Here is an 18,249-nt window from a genome sequence, read left to right as displayed (position 1 = left end):
TTATTCAATCTTTTTTTGCACGGGTGCACAAAGGTGTCTGGCGGAATGGCCTGAACACTCCCGGCGCACGCGGGATGTGTAGTTTTCACAAGTAATTTCCCCCTCCCCTAGGTATGCTCCGCGTTTATTGCCGACCACTGATACCGGGATGCCAGCCCAGGCGCAGCTTATGGAGCCGTATCCTCAAGGACGTTTGAACGATGAGTACCCCCGCGCTGGACATCAGCAGCCTGACGCCACTGCCTTACCACCAGCAGGTAGTCGATTACCTGAAAGCCAGTGAACCTGCGGTGTGGAGTTGGGCCTCGTCCCTCGGGGTTCAGCAGGAACATGCCCAGGATATGCGCGCGCAATTGCTGCGAGACACTTACCGCCTGAGCCCCGAGACTCATCCGCAGGCCTATCAGGCTTGCGAGACGGCGTTGCAGTGCTTGCAGATCCAGGCCCCAGCCACGCTTTACCAGGCCGGCGATGGCGCGATGAATGCGAGCCTGTATTACCTGGCTGGCGAAGTGCATGTGGTGTTCTACGGGCCGATCCTTGAACGGCTCGACGCCCAGGAGTTGCTGGCGCTGCTGGGGCATGAGCTGGCCCATTACCGTCTGTGGTCGAAGCACGACGGTGACTTTCTCACCGCCGACCGGATACTGAATCACGCGATGGCTGACGTGTACACGCCACCCAGCCTGGAACAGACCGCGCGCTTATATAGCCTGCACACCGAGATCTACGCCGACCGTGGTGCGGCGCTGGTGGCCAGTGGGCCAGAAGCGTCCATTACCTCCCTGGTGAAGATTCACACCGGGATTGTCAGTGTCGATGCGGCCAGCTATTTGCAGCAGGCCCGTGAACTGGATGGCAAGGATGCGCAGCTGTCCCAGGGCGTATCGCACCCGGAGGCGTTTCTGCGTTCCCAGGCCGTAGACAGCTGGTGGCAGCAGCTGCCGGAGACGGACGCCTGGCTGCACCGCCGGTTGCGTGGGCCGTTGTCGCTCAGTCGCCTGGATGTGACCGACCAGGTGGAGCTGACCGCCCTCACCCGCGGCTTTATCGCCAGCTTTATCAGTGCGTCGGTGTTGCAGTCAGACGCTGTGCTCAATCAGGTGCGGGGGTTCTTTCCCGACTGGAAGGACACTGAAACGCCCCTGGACCTTGGCACGTTGAATGCCGAACGTATCGACGCGAGCATCCACGAATACCTGCACTTCATCATGCTCGACCTGAGCCTGGTGGACCGCGACCTGCGCGACGACGCTTTAATGCATGCCGCGCGCACCGCGAAGAAGCTCGGCAGCGCCGACGACTTTATCAACGTGCTCAAGCGCGATATCAAATTACCCAAACGTGAGCTCGACCCTATCGTTCGCGCGCTCAAAGCGGAGGTCGACACATGGACCCAATAACCCAACCCGTCACCTTCACTCAATTGCTGCAAAGCCACGATGGCGCTGCCGTGCCCATCGACGATGTGGTGTTCCTCGCGTTGCCGCTGCTGCGCCAGGTGGCGCAACTGCATGAACAGGGGCGTGTTGCCCAGCTCAGCTACCTCAACGTAATGCTGGGGCCGGAGCGCACCCTGCAACTGCGCAACCTCGAGGGCGTGCCGCCGCGCCTGGCGCTGGAGGCGATCAAGCAGGTGCAGCCCAATCCGGAGTCGGCCCTTAATATCGTCGGTACCGTGCGCCTGACCCGGGATTCCGAAAGTGGCGTGGCCATTACCGACCTGCACGTGCAGGAAGACCCGCACCAGGCCATCGACCGCCCGGTGTTCCTCACGGACTTGCACAGTTGGGAGCATCGTCTCGGGCATCACGACGAAATCACCGATATTTTCCAGCTCGGGCAGTTGCTGGCGTGCCTGGCCTGCGGGCTGGATTTTGCCGATATCAATGACGTAAAGACGTTTGCTCGGCACCGGCGCAACCTGTTCCAGCTCAACAGCCGGCTCAACCCGGTGCTGGCCAACCTGATCGTCGAGATGACCGAACTCAACCGGCACGAGCGCGCCACCGATGTCGGTTCCCTGGCCCGGCGCCTGGAGTCCTGGCGCGAGCAGCCGGCCAGCCTCGATGTGGAGCGTGTGCTGGCTCAGGCCGAAGGCCCGGCGTCGCGGCGCACGGTGGTGCTGGAACACCTGCGCAACCGGCTGTTTGACCTGTCGCGGCGCAATCGCCTGCTGCACTTCCGGCCGACCCAGGCCAACGTCAACCTGACCGTGGCCAGCGTGCCGCTGGTGATGCGGATTGAAAGCATCCGACCTGAATCGCTGTGCACCTGGCAGCCTACCTTCGGTGGTTTCTCCGAGCAGGTGTTGAGCGGCAAGCCGGTTGGCCTGCAGCAATGGCTGCGGTTTGAAGACCAGACCTGGCTGCAGGCGTCCCTGGAACGCATCATTCAGGAAACCCGCCGCGACCGTGCCGAGTTCGGCTTCAGCAACCTGCGCCTGGTGGTGGCCTTCATGCGCTGGCACAACCTCAAGGACACGCCGGAAGAACGCATCGTTACCCCGCTGCTGTGGCTCCCGGTGGAGCTGAGCCGGAAAAAAGGTGTGCGCGACCAGTTCATGTTGCAGTGCGATGAGACCGAGGCCGAATTCAACCCGGTACTGCGTCATCAGTTGCGCCAGCTCTACGATATCCAGTTGCCGGAAACCGTCGACCTGCAAAAAACCTCGCTTGAAGAAATCCACGCGGATATTGCCCGCCAGATCAAACTCACCGAGCCCGGCGTGGATTTACGCCTGCAAAGCAAACCGCAAATCGAACTGATCCACCAGAAGGCGGTGCAGCACCTGCAGCACTTCCAGCGGCGCCGCGCCCGTCAGCGCTCGGCCATGCCGTTGGTAAAGCCGGATTTCAGCTACGACCGCGAAGACTACCGCCCGTTGGGCCTGCAACTGTTCCAGCAAAAAGTCCTGCCCAGCGTGTTGCCGCTGCGCATGGCGGTAGGTGGCAAACCTTCGCTGCGCGACCATCATCCACAAATGGTCGCCCGCAGCACTGAAAACAGCACCTACGCTTTGCCCGAGAATCAGGGGCATCGCTACGCCTGGGACATCGACCTGACCCAGGTCACCCTGGCCAACTTCAACTATCGCAAAATGTCGCTGGTGCGCGATTACGCGCAGTTGATCGACGAGCCGGCGCAGAACGAAGCGTTTGACCGGATGTTCTCCATTGAGCCGCGGGAGGTGGAAGTCCAGGCCCCGGACCCGATCCCGTTGCCGGAACAATGGAACGTGGTGGCCGGCGATGCGACGCAGAATGCCGCCGTCAGCCTGGCCCGCACCGGGCGCAATTTCATCATTCAGGGGCCGCCGGGTACCGGCAAGTCCCAGACCATCACCAACCTGATCGCCGACTATGCCGGGCGCGGCCTGCGGGTGCTGTTCGTGTGCGAAAAGCGCGCGGCACTGGATGTGGTGTTCCATCGCCTGCAACAGAGTGAGCTGGGTGAGTTGTGCTGCCTGATTCACGACTCCCAGACCGACAAGAAGGCCTTCGTGGGCAACCTGCGCGAATGCTATGAGCGCTGGATAGCCGGCGATGCCCAGTCGTCGCAGTTGCAGGCCCGACGCAGCGCCACACTGGCTACCTTGGGCCAACAGCTGGGTCTGATCGAGCGCTTTGAACAGGCCATGACCGAGGTGCCGGAAACGCTGGCCTGCTCCGTGCGCGAGCTGGTGCGGCATCTGATCGACCTGCCGGCCGTGGCTGCCAAGCTGCCGCCCGAAGTTCTGGAACGCTTGCCCGAATGGCGTCACTGGCAGGCGCAAAGCGAACTGACTGGCCGCCTGTATCAGGCGATCAATGAGCGCTTCGGCCTCGACAGTTTTGCGCGTCACCCTTTCAGCCATCTGGCCTCAAGCCTCATTACCCACGAACATGCCTATGGCCAGCTCAAGGCGTTCCTGGATGAAGCCGGTGGGCTGATGGACAGCGTCGAGCCGTTTCTGGAGTCATCCTCCAGCCTGCTGTCCAGTGACACCCGCCTGGCGGATGCGCGGGTGCTGACCCAGGCAGCCGAACAACTGACCGGCGCCAACCTGGCATCGCACCTCGACCTGTTGGAACCGGGCTCACCCGGTTCCCAGGCGTTGCAGGCCGAACAAGCCGCTTTGCAAACGCTGACCGTGCAACAACACAACGCCGCTGAAACCACCCGCCATTGGCGCGACAAACTCGCGCCCCAGGACACCCAGGCCGCACAGGATCTGGTGCAGCGCCTGGAAGGCTCGTTGCTGCGTTGGCTGCAACCGTCCTGGTGGCGGCTGCGCGGCGAGCTGCAACGGCGCTACGACTTCAGCCAGCACGCGGTGCGCCCCAGCTACCGCAGCGTGCTCGATAACCTGGCCGGCGAACACCGCGCTACCGCGGAGTTGCAGGCCGAGCAGCAGCGCCTGCAAAGTCACTACGGCATCCAGGACATCGACCTGTTCGTGCAAAACCTGCAAGCCCTGCTCCAGCAACTGAGCACATCACCGTTATTGCGCCAGTGGGTCGAAGGCCTGCGCGGTAACCCGAACGCCCTGCCGGGCGTACGCCAGGAAGCCAGCCTGCGCCAGCCGGTTGCGCGCCTGGCCGAGCTGGTTGCGCAGCACTGCGTGTTCGAACCGGCACCGAGCCTGGGCGAGTTGGCCGAATTCTTGCGCGACCTGCGTGAAGAACTCGACGAACTGCCCGACACCCTGCCCCTGCTCAATGAGCTGCACCAGGCCGACCCCGTCTGCCTGTTGGCCGTGCAACAGCACGCCTTGGCGCAAAAGGCGCTGGATGGGTTGATTGCCCAGGAAAACCTGACCCGCCTGTATCGTGCCAACCCGCAACTGGCACGCTTCGATGGCCCGGCCTTGAGCCTGGCCGCGCGGCAGGTCAGCCAGGCTGAAAGCAGCCTGCTCAAACACAACGCCCATGTGCTCAGCGCCACGCTGCACCAGCGTTTCCTGGAACACGTGAAGCAATCGGCGATGTCGGTGACTCAGCTGGACGCCCAGGCCCGTGAGTTCAAGAAAGCCTATGCCAAGGGCCGCCGTGAACTGGAACACGAGCTGGGCAAGACCATGCGTTATCGCTCCATCCGTGAAATGGCGAGTGGTGACAGTGGCCGCGTGATCAACGACCTCAAGCCTATCTGGCTGATGAGCCCGCTGTCGGTGTCCGACACGCTGCCGCTGACCCCGGACCTGTTCGACGTGGTGATTTTCGACGAAGCCAGTCAGATCCCCAGTGAAGAAGCCGTGCCGGCCTTGAGCCGAGCGCAACAGGTGATCGTGGTGGGTGACGAGATGCAATTGCCACCCACCAACTTCTTCTCCAGCGCCGGCGAACAGGACGATAACGAACTGATTGCCATGGAGGACGGCGAGCAGATTGCAATCAACCTCGACGCCGACAGCCTGCTGAGCCAGGCCGCGCGTAATTTGCCGGCAACCCTGTTGGCCTGGCACTACCGCAGCCGCCATGAAGCGTTGATCAGCTTCTCCAACGCGGCGTTCTATGAAGGCCGGCTGATCACCATTCCCGACCGGCGTATCGAGCGCCCGGCCCCGGCCCAGGCGGCGCTGGACTCCATGGATGCCCAGGCGGTGATTCAGGGCGCCAATACGCTGCTCGACAGCCCGATCAGCTTTCTGAAGATGAGCGATGGCGTCTACCTGAGTCGCAGCAACCTGGCCGAAGCACGCTACATCGCCAACCTGGTGCGCGAACTGCTGCAACGCGAGACCGGCCTGAGCCTGGGCATCGTGGCCTTCTCCGAAGCCCAGCAAGGCGCCATCGAGCAGGCCCTGGAGGACCTGGCCGCCAGTGACTCGGCCTTTGCCACGCGCCTTGAGCAAGAATATGTGCGTGAAGACGCCGGGCAGTTCAACGGGCTGTTCGTCAAGAACCTGGAGAACGTCCAGGGGGATGAACGCGACGTGATCATCCTGAGCATCTGCTACGCACCAGGACCGAACGGCAAGATGCTGATGAACTTCGGCCCGATCAACCAGCGCGGCGGGGAAAAACGCCTGAACGTAATCTTCAGCCGTGCACGCAAGCGTATGGCGATTGTCTCCAGCATTGAAGCGGACGCCATCACCAACACCCACAACGACGGTGCCGCTGCACTGCGCGGGTTCCTGCAGTTCGCCCAGGCCAGCGCCAACGGCGACGCACCGCGATCCCAGGGCATCCTTGCCAACCTCAATCCAGGCGCCAAGCAATCCTTTGCCGTCAGCCTGCCCAAGGACAGCCTGCGCAGCGCCCTCGCCGCCGCGTTGCGTAAACGCGGACATACGGTGCAGGAATACGTCGGGCGTTCGCAGTTTCGCTGCGACCTGGCGATCAGTGACGCCAGCGGTGAACACTTCAGCCTGGGCGTGCTGCTGGACGGCGATACGGCGGCCGCGACTGACGTGCGTGAGCGTTATATCTTCCGCCCGACCGTGCTGCGCAGCTTCGGCTGGAAGATTATCGACGTGCTCAGCCATGACTGGCTGCGGGCCCCGGAAGAGGTGCTGAATCAGATTGAAGCGCTGCTACGGGGTGAAGAGGCGCCCGCGCTGCCAGAACCTGAACAGCCAGTGGAACCGGAAACCGTTGAGGTCGAGGCTCCGTCTACCCCGGAAGCACAGACCCCGATGCGTGAGTTCACCTTTGGTGAAGGCAACTCCAACAAGTTCTGGCGTATCGGCGTCACGGAGGCGGACGTGGTGGTGAACTTCGGTCGCATCGGCACCAAGGGCCAGACCTTGATCAAGTCCCTCGACAGCCCCGAACGCGCAGTGCGCGAAGCGGAAAAGCTGATCGCGGAGAAACTGCGCAAAGGCTATCAAGAGCAGACGGGATCAATCACACCGGGATGATTCAAGGACGTTATAAATCTCGGAAACGACCTGCCGTGTCGCGTCGTCAAGGGTTCCTTCATTACGGCATAACACCCAGCCGTGATCCGCAACCGCTCGCTCGAACGCCAGGGTACAGGCGACGTGTTCTTCCAGCTTGTGGATCACGGTGCTGCTCAGCCCGCGCCGGCGTGCAGCGGCCCTTGCCCATGAAATCTCGGGATCGGTGACCACGCCGACATGCAGGTCCGGCACTTGCACGTTTCGATCAATGTTCAGGTGCAGGATGTCTGCCAGCGGGACTCCCCGGCGAAACGCGGCATCCGACGGGTACCAGCGGTCAATCAAGACAATGCTGCCTGGCGGCTGTTGAGTCAGCACGTGCCGGGAAATCCAGGCACGGCTTTCAGCGAATCGCTTACAAACCTCCCACTCCAACTCCCGGCTGGGCGTTCTGGCGAGTTGGTTGACGAGGGCCATTGTTTCACTTCGGTAGGGATCGCTTTTTCTCTCGCACAGCCGGATCACCTTTTTGTTGTCCGCCCTCAGTGCTTTGGTAACGGCTTCCAGCAGCGTGGTTTTGCCGGTGCCCTTGGGCCCATCCAGAGAAACAAACAGCGGACGATTCCTTCTTCAACTAACGGTTGATAACGGATGAACTGTATCTGAATTTCTGGCTGATGGTTCTCAAAATCCGGCCAAAGGACGCATCTATAACACTCCAGACTTAAACCGCGGAATCTCTAACCCCAGGCTTTCCCGCAACGTCGTACCTTCATACGCCGTGCGATACACACCACGCGCCTGCAACAACGGGATGACCTCCTGGGTGAATCGGCTGAATTGTTCCGGATGGCCGATGTAGATGTTAAAACCATCCACCGCACGGGCTTCAAACCAGCCAGCCATTTTCCGTGCAACGGTCTCCGCCGATCCGACAAAAGCCCCCGGGCGCAACTGCCGTCCAAACTCCACCGCCTGGCGCAATGTAAAGCCTTTGTCCCGGGCCTGGTCAGCAATGCGCTTGGCCGCCGTAAAAAAGCTGCTGCGTGCCGCCTCAAGGCTTTCCTGCGGAAACGCTGCATCAAGGTCGTACTGGCTGAAATCATGCCAGCCGAAATTGCGCCCGAACTCCTTCAGCGCCAGCTCAAAACTGTGATCGGCCTGGTGGTAGTGCTGTTCGATTTCACGGGCATGCTCATCAGTATCGCCCACATAAATCTCGGCGCCGGGCATCACCAGCAATTGCTCCGGATCACGGCCATGGTGCACCGCCCTGCCCTTGATATCCCGGTAGAACGCCTGGCCCTGCTCGATGCTGGCCGCGTGGGTGAAGATCACATCGGCCGTGGCGGCGCCCACGTCACGGCCTTGCTCCGAATCGCCGGCCTGGAAGATCACCGGCTGGCCTTGGGGTGAGCGCTGGATATTCAGCGGCCCGACCACCGAAAAGTGCTCGCCTTTGTGGTTCAGGCTATGGAGTTTGCTCGGGTCGAGAAATTGGCCGGTGGCGCGGTCACGCACGAAGGCCTCTTCCTCATAGGAGTTCCACAGTCCCTGCACCACCTGGACGTGTTCGGCTGCCCGGCCATAGCGGGTGTCGTAGTCATAATGTTCGTCACGGCTGTAGTTGCCGGCGGTACCGGCGTCGCCACTGGTGACCACGTTCCAGCCAGCGCGGCCTTTGCTGATCAGGTCGAGTGAGGCCAGGCGCCGCGCAACGTTATAGGGCGAGTTGTAAGAGGTGGTCAGCGTGCCGACCAAGCCCAGATGCCGGGTGCTCACGGCCAGCGCCGACAACAATGTCAGCGGCTCCAGCCGATTCAGGTAGTGGGATGGCGAGCTCGGGGTGATGAACTGGCTATCGACGATAAACATCAAGTCGAACAATGCCGCCTCGGCCTGGCGTGCGATCTCGATGTACCAGTCGACGTTGACGCTGGCGTCGGCCGGCAGTTGAGGGTCGAGCCATAGATTGTGGCGGCCGGGCCCGCCGCAGCCCATGGTCAGGGCGCCCAGTTTGAGCTGTCTTTTTGGGGTCATGTCTGACGTATTCCTTGAAACATTCAGGGCTGGGTTCTGGCAACGGCTGGCTGCAACGACGCCGCGAAGGAGTCGTCGAACAGCTTGGCTGCCGGGTAAGACTTGACCAGTCCCTGGCTTGCAAAAAAGTCCACGGTCTTTTGCGCCTCTACAGGCGATTGGGCCGTCAGTGGTTCGACCGTCGTGCGCGCCCGGGCAAACCAGGCACGGGCGATATCTGCATCAGCCCGGGTGCGTTTGGCCCAGGCGTCGGCATAAGCGTCGGTATTGGCCGGGCTTTGGCGCGTCCAGTCGCGGGCTTTTTTCAGGCGCTGGAGAAAATCGCTGATTTGCGCACGTTTGCCGTCGACGGCCCGGGTGCTGGCGGCGATGAAGCTCTGGGCCGGGATCAGCCCGTCAGCGGTCGCCAGTACTCGTGCGCCTTGGCGTTCCTGTTGGGTGACGTAGGGTTCCCAGGTAGCGATGACGTCAACGGAACCGCCTTCCAGTGCGTGAGAGGCATCCAGCGCGCTGAGGTAGCGCAACTCCAGGGAGTCTTTTGGCACGCCGGCTTTATCCAGCGCGGTCAGCAGCAGTTGCTGGCTCCAGGAGCCTTTCCAGATGGCGGCACGCTTGCCTTTCAGGTCGGCAAGGCTGTGGATCGAAGAATCCTTTTTCACCAGGATGGCCACGCCCTCGAGGTTTTGCTGACTGACTGCAATCACCTTGATCGGCGCACCCAGCGCGCCGAGGAACAGCACGGGCGCATCACCGAGCAAGCCGATGTCGAGGCTGTTGGTGTTGAGGGCTTCGGCCACCGGTGAGCCGGCGGTGAATTGCTTCCATTCGAGGGTATAGGGCAGATCATCCAGCACCCCCGCCGCTTCCATCACCGCCTGGGCGTTATAGCTTTGGTCACCCACCACCAGGGTTTGCGCGTTCGCGGTCAGGCACAGCAGAGCGGCCATCCCGGCCGCCAGTCTTGTCAGGTAACGCACGTTCGTCTCCAGATGCCTTCTCAGGCATTTCAAGTCGATCCGCGCGTGCGGTCTCGGCAGTGTTCGTAGGGCTGTCTACGATGGAGTGCTAACCCATGCCTGTAAAATACTTATAACGCATAACCTAATTCAATATTAATGCGCATAACGCATTTTTTGTAAGGCGCCGAGGAAACTGACATTGCGTACCCGACGGCACCACCTACACTGATTTGAATTCGGCTGCTCTTGGGCCATTTTTCGGCGGGCCCGGCCCGATGCACCTGCACTCATTGCTCAACAAATAAAGCAGTTAACCAACTGATTAATCAGAGTAAATATGAAAGAGCAGCCTCGGCAGCTTGCATCGGCACCGCAACCAGTGGCGCATATACGCGCCCTTTTTCGACAACCACACCTTCTGGCTCCCTTGAGTCTGCTGTGCATCGCCCTCGCGGGTTGTACGGTCGGGCCGGATTTCACGCGGCCCGATGTGCCGGCGAATGCCGATTACTCACGAGAAAAGCTCTCTGCCACCGCCAAGGCCGATATCGACACCGGCGGCGCAGCGCAGCGGCTGATCGCGGGGATGGATATTCCCGGGCAATGGTGGACGCTGTTCCGCTCACCGGCCCTGAATGCCCTGGTGGAAGAAGCCTTGCGTGCCAACCCGGATGTCACCGCGGCCCAGGCGGCGTTGCGCCAGGCCAATGAGCTGGTCTATGCCGACCAGGCGTCGCTCTTCCCTTCCGTCAGCGGCAATGTGCAGAAGGCCCGCGAGAAAGTCTCAGGCGTCACCTCGGGCATCCCAGAGTCACCGATTCTCACGGTGAGCTCGGCATCGCTGAGTGTGTCCTATGCGCCGGACGTGTTCGGCGGTACGCGCCGGCAAATCGAATCCACCTCGGCCCAGGCCGAGTACGAGCGCTTCCAGCTGGAGGCGACGTATCTCACCTTGACCTCCAACGTGGTCAATACAGCGGTCAGTCTGGCGTCGATACGCGATCAAGTCGCCGCCACCGAAGAAATCATCCGGATCCAGAGTGGCCAGCTCGACCTCCTGCAGGCGCAGCGCCGGCTGGGGGCCATCGGCGACACCGACGTGCTCACGCAGCAGACCGCACTGGCGCAAACCCGCGCGAGCCTGCCGCCCCTGCAAAAGCAGTTGGCGCAGACCCGCAACCAGTTGATGGCCTACCTCGGGCGGTTTCCCAATCAGGACCAGGACGAGCGCTTCAACCTGGCCTCCCTGCACCTGCCGGAAGAACTGCCCCTCAGCCTGCCTTCGGCGATCGTCGGCCAGCGGCCGGATGTGCGTTCTGCCCAGGCGCAACTGCATCAGGCCAGTGCCAACATTGGTGTGGCCGTGGCCAATCAGTTGCCCCAGTTCAGCATTACCGGCTCCGTGGGTTCGACGGTGGCCAGCGGGACCAAGCTGTTTTCGGCGGGCAGTGGCGTCTGGAGCCTGGCCGGGTCGATCACCCAACCGATCTTTGATGCCGGCGCACTGGAACATCGCAAACGCGCCGCTGTGGCCGCTTATGACGAGTCGGCAGCGCGCTACCGTGGCACGGTGATCGGTGCGTTCCAGGACGTGGCCAACGCGCTGCGGGCGCTGGAGGCCGATGCTGATGCGCTCAACCAGCAGGTGGTGGCCGAGCGCTCTGCCCAAGCCAACCTGGACCTGGTGCAGGCGCAGTTCAAGCTCGGCGCCGTGGCCTACATCAACCTGCTTACGGCCCAGCAAACCTACCAGAACACCGTGCTGGCCCGCGTCAAGGCCCAGGCTTCCCGTTACAGCGATACCACGGCGCTCTTCCAGGCATTGGGTGGCGGGTGGTGGAACCGAACCGATGTGGACCCTGCCACCAAGGGCCGGCCTGATCGCTTCGGCCTGCCGTCGTGGAACGAGATCATGCCGGCCAAAAACAAGGCAGCGCCTGCCGATTCGGCACGGTTCGACTGAACTGAAATCTGAAACAGCGAGAACACCCATGGCTGACGTCATTACTGCCTCTCCCCTGCCACCCGAGCCCGGCGCACCGCGCAAGCGTCGACTGTGGCGGCCGATGCTCATCATGATCGTGGTGGTGCTGGTGATTGTGGCGATCATTGCCGGGGTGAAGTTCGTGCAGATTTCGGCGCTGATCGCCCAGTCGAAAATGCCCAGGCCCGCCTCCGTGGTCACGGCCATGAAGGTGCCGTTCAGCGATTGGCAACCGAATGTCAGCGCCGTGGGGTCGATGAAGGCGGTCAGAGGGGTGGATGTGACCACGGAAGTGGGCGGCATCGTGCGCACCATCGGCTTTACGCCTGGGCAAGAGGTGGCGGCCCAGGCGCTGCTGGTGCAGTTGAATGCCGACTCGGACATCGCGCAACTGCATTCCCTGGAAGCAACGGCTGATTTGGCGGTGATCGTCCTCAAGCGTGACAAGGCGCAACTGGCGGTCAACGCCATCTCCCAGGCACAAGTGGATACTGACACCGCCGACCTGAAAGCCAAGCTTGCTGCCGCCGAACAACAGCGCGCGCTGGTGGCGAAAAAGACCATACGTGCACCGTTCTCCGGGCGCATCGGGATCACCAGCGTCAACCCCGGCCAATACCTCAACCCCGGCGACAAGATCGCCACCCTGCAGACCTTCGATCCGATTTACATCGACTTCACGGTGCCCCAGACCCAACTGGAGGCGATCGCCATCGGCCAGGGGGTTTCTGTGACGGCCGACGGCCTGTCCAATCAAACCTTCACCGGCAAGGTCAGCACCATCGACACCCAGTTCGACTCGACCACGCGCAACGTCACGGTGGAAGCGACCGTCGACAACCCCAAACAAAGTCTCGTGCCCGGGATGTTTGCCCGCGCCGTGGTCAACTCCGGTGCAACGCAGCGCTACCTCACCGTGCCGCAGACATCGGTGACCTACAACCCCTACGGCACCACGGTGTTCATCGCCACATCGAGCAAGGACGACAAGGGTGAGGAAGTGCTCACGGCGCAACAAACCTTTATCAAGACCGGGCCCACCCGGGGCGACCAGGTGGCGATCCTGTCGGGCGTGAAGGAAGGCGACCTGCTGATCACCAGCGGCCAGATGAAGCTCAAGAATGGCTCGCCGGTGAAGGTCGATAACAGCGCCGCGCCGCTGAACGATCCTGCGCCGACTCCCCAAGAACACTAAAGGTGTCCCATGAAGCTTACCGATACCTTTATTCAGCGGCCGGTCTGGGCGATTGTCGTCTCGCTGTTCATCCTGATCCTGGGGCTGCGCTCGATCTTCGAATTGCCGGTGAACCAATGGCCACGCACCGAAAACACCGTGGTCACCATCACCACCGCTTACTACGGCGCGGACGCGTCCACGGTGGCCGGCTTTATCACCCAGCCGCTTGAGTCGGCCATCGCCCAGGCCCAGGGCATCGACTACCTGTCTTCAACGAGCATCACCGGCGTATCGACCATTACCGCCACACTGCGGTTGAACTACGACGCCAGCAAGGCGCTTACCGAGATCAATACCCAGGTCAACTCGGTCAAGAACCAACTGCCGGCACAGTCCCAGGAGCCGGTGCTGACGGTGGCGGTCGGGCAGACCACTGACGCCATGTACCTGGGCTTCTACAGCGACACCCTGGCCACCAATAACATCACCGATTACCTGGTGCGGGTGGTCAAGCCCAAGCTGGACTCGATCCAGGGCGTGCAAACCGCAGAAATCCTCGGCGGGCGTCAGTTTGCCCTGCGCGCCTGGATGGACCCGGACAAACTCGCCGCACATAACGTGACCGCCCAGGACGTGTCCACCGCCCTGGCCAACAACAACTACCTGTCTGCGGTCGGCTCCACCCGCGGGCAAACGGTGACGGTCGACCTGACGGCCGGGACCGATTTGCACACGGTGGATGAATTCAAGCGGCTGGTGATCAAACAGAAAGGCGATGCCCTGGTGTACCTGGAGGACGTGGCCACCGTCACCCTCGGCGCTGAAAGCTACGACAGCAGCGTGGCGTTTTCCGGCAAGCGTTCGGTGTTCATCGGCATCAAGACAGCGCCGACTGCAAACATCCTGACGGTGGCCGACAGCGTGCGCGAGGCCTTCCCCGAGCTGCAATCGCAGTTGCCCACCGGGGTACGCGGCGAGATCGTGTATGACTCCACGGCGTTCATCAACACCTCGATTTATGAGGTGGTGAAGACCCTCGTCGAGGCGATGATCATTGTGTCGGTGGTGATCTACCTGTTCCTCGGCTCGTTCCGTGCGGTGATCGTGCCGTTGGTGGCGATCCCGCTGTCCCTGGTGGGGACCTTCTTCATCATGTACCTGCTGGGGTACTCGATTAACCTGCTGACCCTGCTCGCCCTGGTATTGGCGATCGGCTTGGTGGTGGACGACGCGATTATCGTGGTGGAAAACGTCGACCGGCATATCAAGGAGGGAGGCAAAGGCGTGCTCGAGGCTGCGCTGGTCGCGGCACGGGAACTGGGTGGCCCGATCGTTGCGATGACCGTGGTGCTGATCGCCGCGTACGTGCCCATCGGGCTGCGCAGCGGGCTTACCGGTGCGCTGTTCAAGGAGTTCTGCTTCTCGCTGGCGGGTGCCGTGACTGTATCGGCCGTGGTGGCGTTGACGCTTTCGCCGATGATGACTTCCCGGCTGTTCAAGACCGGGCAGGAAGAAGGTCGTTTCGCCCGCAAACTCGATCAGTACTTTGACTGGTTGCGGGGTCGTTATCACCGCGTGCTCTCAGGCGGCCTGAACGTGTGGCCGGTGCTGGTGACATTTGGCTTTGTGCTGTTCCTGCTGGTGGCCGCCAGTGGCATGACCGCCAAAAGTGAACTGTCGCCCACCGAGGACCAGGGGCTGGTGTTCATGCAGATCAAAGGCCCGCCCACCGCCTCGCCGCAGCAGATGGAGCGGATTGCCGACCAGGCTTTCCAGATCGCCAACAAAGAGCCTGAATACGCGCAGATGTTCCAGTTGACCGGGCTGCCGATCCTCAACCAGGGCCTGGGCGGTGTGCTGCTGAAAAACTGGGGCGACCGCACACGCTCCCAGGCCCAACTGATCCTGGATCTCCAGCAAAAATGGAACCAGGTTCCAGGCGCGACCATTGCAGCCTTCCCGTTGCCGTCGCTGCCGGGTGCCCAAGGGTTGCCGGTGCAGTTTGTGATCACCACCACCGACTCGGTGGAAAACCTGAATGAAGTCGCCCAGGCCGTGGTGGCCGAGGCCCAGAAACAACAGCTGTTCTATTTCTCCGACATGGACCTGAAACTCGACAAGCCACAAGCCAAGCTGGTGGTGGACCGGGAAAAAATTGCCGCGCTGGGCATGACCCAGGCCGACGTCGGTGCGGCGTTGTCCGCCGCTCTGGGCGGCAACTACGTGAACTATTTCTCCACCGCTGGGCGCTCGTACAAAGTCATTCCCCAGGTGTTGCAGGTTGATCGCCTCAACCCCGACCAGATTCTCGATTACTACATCCGCACGCCATCCGGCAGCATGATTCAGGCGCGCACCGTGGCGCATATCGAAACCTCGACCCAGCCGGAATCCATCAACCACTTCCAGCAACTCAACTCGGCGACCTTGTCGGGTGTGAGCGGCGTGGCCCAGGGCGAACTGCTGGCGAAACTGAACACCATCCTGACCAACGTTGCACCTTCGGGCTACACCTCGGACTTTTCCGGTGAGTCGCGCCAGTTCATGCAAGAGTCCGGCGGGTTCTTCGGCTTGCTGATGTTCTCGATCCTGATCGTGTACCTGGCCCTGGCCTTCCAGTTCGAGAGCTTCCGCGACCCGGTGGTGATCCTGTTCTCGGTGCCCCCTGCTCTCTTTGGTGCGCTGGCGTTTATCACCATGGGGTTTGCCTCGATCAACGTGTACACCCAGGTGGGCCTGGTGACGTTGCTGGGGTTGATCACCAAGCACGGGATCCTGATTGTGCAGTTTGCCAACGAGCTGCAGCGCGCCGGTCACAGCAAGCGTGAGGCGATAGAAGAAGCCGCCGGCGTGCGTCTGCGACCGATCCTGATGACCACCGCCGCCATGGTGCTGGGCGTGGTGCCGCTGGTGTGGGCCTCCGGCGCCGGGGCTGCGGGACGGCATGACATGGGCCTGGTGATCTTCGCGGGGTTGTCGATCGGTACCGTGCTGACGCTGTTCATGGTGCCGGCGATGTATATGTTTATTGGTTCCACGCACCATCAGGAGGCGGAGCAACCGGTCCCCGTGTAGGAGCGAGCTTGCTCGCGAAGGACGTTAACGATGACGCGGGCATTCAGAATGAACGCGGCGCCCTCAGGTTCTTCGCGAGCAAGCTCGCTCCTACAGTGGATCAGTGGATCAGATCACCACCCGCAGCGCCAAGCCTTCATACGCATCCAGGGTGATGGTGAAATCACCCTCGGGTGTCAGATCGCCCTCCACCCGCTCATTGATGATGTCCACCACCGGTCCCGGCGCGATATTGGGCAGGTGCAAGGTTTCCGTAATCGGCGTGGAGCCGAAGTTCAGTGCAGTGATCTGGGTACCTTTGCCCGCCGGCAGTTCGTGGACCATGATCAACAGCCCTGGATGCTGCACATCCGGCACCAGGATCTGGCGGCTGGCGGCGATGTCGTAGGCACGGCGCACGGCGAGGATTCTTTGCAACTGCGAAGCAAACGAATCCGGGTCGGCCAATTGGCTGATCAGGCTGCCATACAAGGTCTTGGGGCGTGGCATCTGCCCGGCGGATTGCTCCGCCTCCGGATTCAGGTCCACCAGGTCATAGGCGCCACGATGGATCCAGCGTGTGTCGCCATCGAGCATCAAGTGGGCCACCTCCTCCGCCGGTAACGGCAGTGCACCCACCAGGTCCCAGCCGGACAGCGCAAACACTCCCGGTTGCATCGCGTTGTACATCACCAGCAGCAGGTGAATCTGGCGGATCTGCTGGATATCCGCCGGGGTAATCGCCTCAAGGTCGCGAATCCCCAATGCCGCCGTGATGATGCTGGCGGTGGTGCAGGACACGCCATTGGTCACGAACTTCAGGTTATAGGGTGCGTGTTCGCCGGCCAGGCGTTCGTACATCTGCTCGCGGATATGCTCGCGCAGGATGCCGCCGGGAAAGGTCTGCCCCTGATAGAGGTAGGTGTCATGGGCGTGCAACGTCCAGAAGTGCACCAGTTCCAGGGTCAGCTCGTCGTGGTTCTGCAAGGCATGGATCAACGAGCCAGGGTCGATGCCCTGGGTGTGCATCTCCCGCAGCATCAGGCGCAGGAATTCGGTGTCGCCCATCAGTAAGGCGTGCTGGTAAGCCGGCCGGGTGATGAAGTCGTAGGACAGGTCGGCGCCGCCGTGGGACATGGCGGCGATGTCGTCCACCGTCAGGTTCAGTTCCTGGAAGCTGAAACCACCCGCCTTGCGAATCGCGCCACCCAGGATCTGGTTGCCGGTGATGGACAGCGGATGGCTTTCGGACCAGGCGTTACCTTCCAGTTTACGTTCCACACCGAGGAAACCGTTGGCATCCAGGCGCAGGATCTTCGCGCCCATCACGTCGATGGCGTGTAAGGCGTCGCCAATGATCATCTGCTGCGCGGCGAAGGTCGGGTCCAGCCAGTTCAGCGACGGCTGCCCTTCCTTGAAGTAATGCAGGTACACCCAGCGCCGGGGCTTGCCGTCCACGCCGATCACCACGTCGGTGGCGCTCCAATCGGTTTCCTTGACCCCGGGCTCGAAGAAGATCACCCGTTGCAACTGGCCGACGATGTAGTGCTTGTCCCTGAGTACGTCCACCTGCTGCGGGCTGAGGTTCTGCGCATCGCGGCCCTCGCTGATGTCGGGCAGCAGCGGCCAGTCTTCTTCGCGGATCTCCACCATGTGGTAGAGCCCGGGATAGTCTTCGTAGGCCATCTCGGCCAGGCGGAAGTCCGCGCCCTTGCCGGTGTGGGACGGGATCACGTCATCGATGATCACCGCGTTGTGCGCGGCGGCCATGCGGGCCAGTGCCTGAAGCTGGGCTTCGGTGCCCAGTTGCGGGTCGATGTCGAAGCTGATGCGGTCGAAATTGCCGTCAATGGTCGGGGTGTGCTCGGTGCCGGAAAGACCGCCCGAGCGTTTCAATGGGCCGTTGTGAATGCCCTGGATGCCGATTTTTGACAGCGCGTGCCACAAGGTTTCATCCCCCAGGGCCTCCAGTACGCTGCCGTTCTCGCGGGTGACGATGGACGCCGGGTAGGCCGTGAACCACACCGACGACAGGGCTGAAGCATCACGGGGCCGGGTATGGGCATACGGCTGTTGCCACAACCGGCCCTGCCCCGAGTAGAGCTTGGCGCGCTGCTTCGCAGCCTGCAGCATCGATTGTTCCACCAGCCAGGCCACGTGTTTCTTATCGGCGTCCGTCATAAATCAATCACCTGAACCCATGAAG

The 18,249-nt window shown here is 61.9% G+C and carries 9 protein-coding genes; 5 read left to right on the top strand and 4 right to left on the bottom strand.

Features of this window, described 5'->3' with window-relative positions:
* Positions 1-200: 200 nt before the first annotated feature.
* Positions 201-1,403: a M48 family metalloprotease gene (locus tag D109_RS0130755; RefSeq protein WP_017480292.1), complete on the top strand. Its 1,203-nt coding sequence runs from the start codon at positions 201-203 to the stop codon at positions 1,401-1,403.
* Positions 1,391-6,847 (top strand): WGR domain-containing protein, encoded by a 5,457-nt coding sequence (locus D109_RS0130750; protein WP_017480291.1) that lies wholly within the window; start codon positions 1,391-1,393, stop codon positions 6,845-6,847. The genes D109_RS0130755 and D109_RS0130750 overlap by 13 nt, the downstream gene beginning before the upstream one ends.
* On the opposite strand, the gene D109_RS0130745 is transcribed toward D109_RS0130750, so the two are convergent.
* The 3 genes from D109_RS0130745 to D109_RS0130735 all read right to left on the bottom strand — a co-directional run bounded on the left by D109_RS0130745 (position 6,830) and on the right by D109_RS0130735 (position 9,846).
* Positions 6,830-7,444, bottom strand: a complete 615-nt coding sequence (locus D109_RS0130745) for a dTMP kinase (protein ID WP_026078329.1) — start codon at positions 7,442-7,444, stop codon at positions 6,830-6,832. The two genes, D109_RS0130750 and D109_RS0130745, sit on opposite strands and share 18 nt — an antisense overlap.
* 93 nt (positions 7,445-7,537) lie before the next feature.
* Complete coding sequence (locus D109_RS0130740; protein WP_017480289.1) at positions 7,538-8,869, bottom strand: LLM class flavin-dependent oxidoreductase; 1,332 nt, start codon at positions 8,867-8,869, stop codon at positions 7,538-7,540.
* 23 nt (positions 8,870-8,892) lie between these two features.
* Positions 8,893-9,846 (bottom strand): ABC transporter substrate-binding protein, encoded by a 954-nt coding sequence (locus D109_RS0130735; RefSeq protein ID WP_026078328.1) that lies wholly within the window; start codon positions 9,844-9,846, stop codon positions 8,893-8,895.
* Positions 9,847-10,255: 409 nt separating this feature from the next.
* Between D109_RS0130735 and D109_RS0130730 the strand changes: the two genes are divergently transcribed.
* Genes D109_RS0130730 through D109_RS0130720 form a run of 3 tightly spaced genes read left to right on the top strand, consistent with a single transcriptional unit; the run spans position 10,256 to position 16,064 of the window.
* Positions 10,256-11,791, top strand: a complete 1,536-nt coding sequence (locus tag D109_RS0130730; RefSeq protein ID WP_032869191.1) for an efflux transporter outer membrane subunit — start codon at positions 10,256-10,258, stop codon at positions 11,789-11,791.
* A 28-nt stretch (positions 11,792-11,819) separates the two neighbouring features.
* Positions 11,820-13,007, top strand: a complete 1,188-nt coding sequence (locus D109_RS0130725) for an efflux RND transporter periplasmic adaptor subunit (protein WP_026078326.1) — start codon at positions 11,820-11,822, stop codon at positions 13,005-13,007.
* Between the two features lie 9 nt (positions 13,008-13,016).
* Positions 13,017-16,064, top strand: coding sequence for an efflux RND transporter permease subunit (locus D109_RS0130720; protein ID WP_017480285.1), 3,048 nt, complete (start codon positions 13,017-13,019; stop codon positions 16,062-16,064).
* Between the two features lie 108 nt (positions 16,065-16,172).
* Here D109_RS0130720 and treS read toward each other — a convergent pair whose 3' ends face one another.
* On the bottom strand, positions 16,173-18,224 hold the full coding sequence (treS, locus tag D109_RS0130715; protein ID WP_017480284.1) for a maltose alpha-D-glucosyltransferase: 2,052 nt from the start codon (positions 18,222-18,224) through the stop codon (positions 16,173-16,175).
* Positions 18,225-18,249: the final 25 nt, after the last annotated feature.

Origin of the sequence: Pseudomonas sp. PAMC 26793 (assembly GCF_000313235.1) — a bacterium.
GTDB classification, from domain to species: domain Bacteria; phylum Pseudomonadota; class Gammaproteobacteria; order Pseudomonadales; family Pseudomonadaceae; genus Aquipseudomonas; species Aquipseudomonas yamanorum.
The sequence above is the reverse complement of the archived record's forward strand: the minus strand, read 5'-3'. Positions and strand labels throughout refer to the sequence as shown.

Coding starts and splice junctions, on each gene's coding strand:
- D109_RS0130755 (WP_017480292.1), top strand. CDS start 201: ATGAGTACCCCCGCGCTGGACATCAGCAGCCTGACGCCACTGCCTTAC.
- D109_RS0130740 (WP_017480289.1), bottom strand. CDS start 8,869: ATGACCCCAAAAAGACAGCTCAAACTGGGCGCCCTGACCATGGGCTGC.
- D109_RS0130720 (WP_017480285.1), top strand. CDS start 13,017: ATGAAGCTTACCGATACCTTTATTCAGCGGCCGGTCTGGGCGATTGTC.
- D109_RS0130725 (WP_026078326.1), top strand. CDS start 11,820: ATGGCTGACGTCATTACTGCCTCTCCCCTGCCACCCGAGCCCGGCGCA.
- D109_RS0130750 (WP_017480291.1), top strand. CDS start 1,391: ATGGACCCAATAACCCAACCCGTCACCTTCACTCAATTGCTGCAAAGC.
- treS (WP_017480284.1), bottom strand. CDS start 18,224: ATGACGGACGCCGATAAGAAACACGTGGCCTGGCTGGTGGAACAATCG.